Source organism: Proteiniphilum sp. UBA1028 (genome assembly GCF_002316955.1).
GTDB lineage: Bacteria > Bacteroidota > Bacteroidia > Bacteroidales > Dysgonomonadaceae > Proteiniphilum.
This window is the reverse complement of sequence record NZ_DCEN01000071.1, coordinates 1-1,328: the sequence shown is the minus strand read 5'-3', so window position 1 is coordinate 1,328 and position 1,328 is coordinate 1. Positions and strand designations below refer to the sequence as shown.

General features: G+C 49.0%; 1 protein-coding gene. It reads left to right on the top strand.

The window, feature by feature from the left end:
- Positions 1-123: 123 nt before the first annotated feature.
- Positions 124-1,328 (top strand): beta-N-acetylhexosaminidase (locus tag B3Z75_RS11785; protein WP_294071814.1); only part of this gene is annotated, 1,205 nt, incomplete at its 3' end.

Genomic DNA, 1,328 nt, shown 5'->3' with positions numbered 1-1,328 from the left:
AACAAATACACGTTCAACGAAACGGCCGGTACAGATCTGAGAATTAAAATCGTATCGGGGCACGTGAAAATTTCCGACGTGGAGATAATCCGATAAAAACAACCAAACGAAAATACTCCCATGATGAAAAATATTTTTACTATTTTGATGATAATGCTGGTAAGCGCGCCCGGTGCTTCCGCACAGGAAATCACCCCCCGCCCGAATCATTATGAAACCCAGGCGGGCACGGTAAACTTACCGCGGACAATCACCATCACCGCCGACAATGAGTTCGACGATCTGATTCCGGATTTCGTGGAGACTGCCCAAAAGTTTTCGATCCACACACAGAGGAAAAAGGAAAACGGATTCATCCGGCTCTCCAAAAACGAGGCGCTCATCAATCCGGAGGAATACCGGATAAGGATTGCCCCAACGGGCATCCTTATCGAAGCCGGCTCCCCAAACGGCTGTTTCTACGGCCTGCAATCAACATTGCAGTTAATTACCAGTGCCGGCAGGGAAGGAACCCTGCCCCTTGCTGTCATTCAGGATAAACCCCGTTTCGGCTGGAGAGGTGTGATGGTGGACGAGTCCCGTCACTTTATCGGAAAAGCAGAAATTATGAGGTTGCTGGACTTTATGGCGATGTATAAGCTCAATAAATTTCACTGGCATCTTACCGATTCGCAAGGATGGCGTATCGAGATCAAAAAATATCCGCTGCTGACAACAGTCGGTGCCGCGGGAAATTTCTCCGACCCGGAAGCATCAGCACAATTCTATACGCAGGAGGATATTGCGGAAATCGTGAAATATGCCAGCGATCGTTTTATCGAGATAATCCCGGAAATTGACATGCCCGGTCATGCTACTGCCGCCGTTAAGGCATATCCCGAATTCAGCGGTGGCGGATCGGAAAAATACCCTCATTTCACTTTTCATCCCGGGAAAGAGGGCACCTACACGTTTCTGACCGGTATTCTCCGGGAAATAACAACTCTTTTTCCTTCTTCTTTCATTCATATTGGAGGTGATGAAGTCCATTTCGGCAATAAACAATGGCATGATATGCCGGAAGTCCGTTCACTCATGAAAAAGGAAGGACTGGAAGACCTGGTAGAGGTGGAACACTATTTCCTGCAGCGCATGGCAGACTCCGTGAAGGTCCTGGGCAAGACAGTGATCGGATGGGATGAAGTGGTCACTGCCGGACTTCCGGCAAACAACACACGGGTGATGTGGTGGAGACACGATCAGCCCCAGCTGCTGGAAAAAGCCCTCACCATGGGTTACGGCACCATACTCTGCCCGAGGATACCTCTTTATTTCGATTTTGTACAGCA